This is a genomic window from Halomonas sp. Ps84H-12 (genome assembly GCF_024124725.1).
Lineage (GTDB): Bacteria > Pseudomonadota > Gammaproteobacteria > Pseudomonadales > Halomonadaceae > Vreelandella > Vreelandella aquamarina.
In genome coordinates this window covers 1-1,097 of the sequence record NZ_JAMXSJ010000096.1, presented here as the reverse complement: position 1 = coordinate 1,097, position 1,097 = coordinate 1, and the positions used below count along the sequence as shown (strand labels likewise).

Annotated in this window: 1 protein-coding gene; it reads left to right on the top strand. The window is 62.5% G+C overall.

Annotated features, from left to right (window positions below):
• Window positions 1-320 precede the first annotated feature (320 nt).
• The coding region (locus NH344_RS18195; RefSeq protein WP_253028295.1) for a reverse transcriptase domain-containing protein at window positions 321-1,097 on the top strand (777 nt) is incomplete at its 3' end.

Sequence of the window (1,097 nt, the reverse complement as noted above, 5' to 3'; positions counted from 1 at the left end):
GAAGGAAGCTGAAGGCAAACTCCCGGCCCGACGAACAGAAATCGCATACGAGGCTATCGCACCCGGGCGAGAGTGCAATGATCCTCAAAGCCCCATAGCTATCCGGAAGGGGCGATAGTAAATGCGGCGGGTAGGTGGGAGGAAGGTCGCGCGTCTTACCCTGGGAGGTCTGGTGGTCTGCCACGGTGCTACCGGCGTCGAGAGGCGACGGGATGGATCACCAGACGTCAGCAGAGGCCATAGTAAGTGCCGGTTCACCACGGCACCAAGGGCCGAACATGAAGAACCGCGAGTAGGCGATAACGTCTCGAGGATCGATCATGAAGACAGAAACCGACGCTAATACCGTCACTCACCCAGAGGGGCAGGAGCAGAACTCCACGCCCCGGCCGGTGAGCGTCGAGACGATCCCGGCGTCGCTATCGTGGACGAAAGCGGAGTCAGCCTCGCTCATGGAACGGGTCGTTGACCCGGTGAATATGGAGGGAGCTTACCGTAAGGTGGTTGCCAACAAAGGGGCACCGGGTGTCGATAGCATGACGGTGCACCAGTTAGCGGGCCACCTAAAGCAGTACTGGCCAACGCTGCGCGAGCGGCTATTGGCCGATGCGTATCACCCCAGCCCGATCCGAGCAACCACGATCCCTAAGCCCAAGGGTGGGACGCGGCAGCTCGGTATTCCCACGGTTACCGACCGCCTAATCCAGCAAGCGCTGTCCCAGGTACTGATGCCGATCTTCGACCCGGGCTTCTCCGAGTCGAGTTACGGCTACCGCCCCAAGCGGAGCGCCAAGCAGGCCGTCTCGGCCATGAAGGCCCACGTCACCGCCGGTCACCGCTGGGTGGTCGATCTTGACCTGGAAGCCTTCTTCGACCGAGTGAATCACGACCTGCTGATGGCACGGGTCGCGCGGCGCGTTGACGACAAGCGTGTACTGCGTCTGATCCGTCGCTATCTGGAGGCGGGTATGTTCCAGCATGGCTTGCCCACGCCGAGGCGGCGGGGGACACCCCAAGGCGGGCCCCTCAGCCCGCTACTGGCGAACATCCTGCTGGACGACATGGACAAGGCGTTGGAACGCCGAGGCCACCGCTTC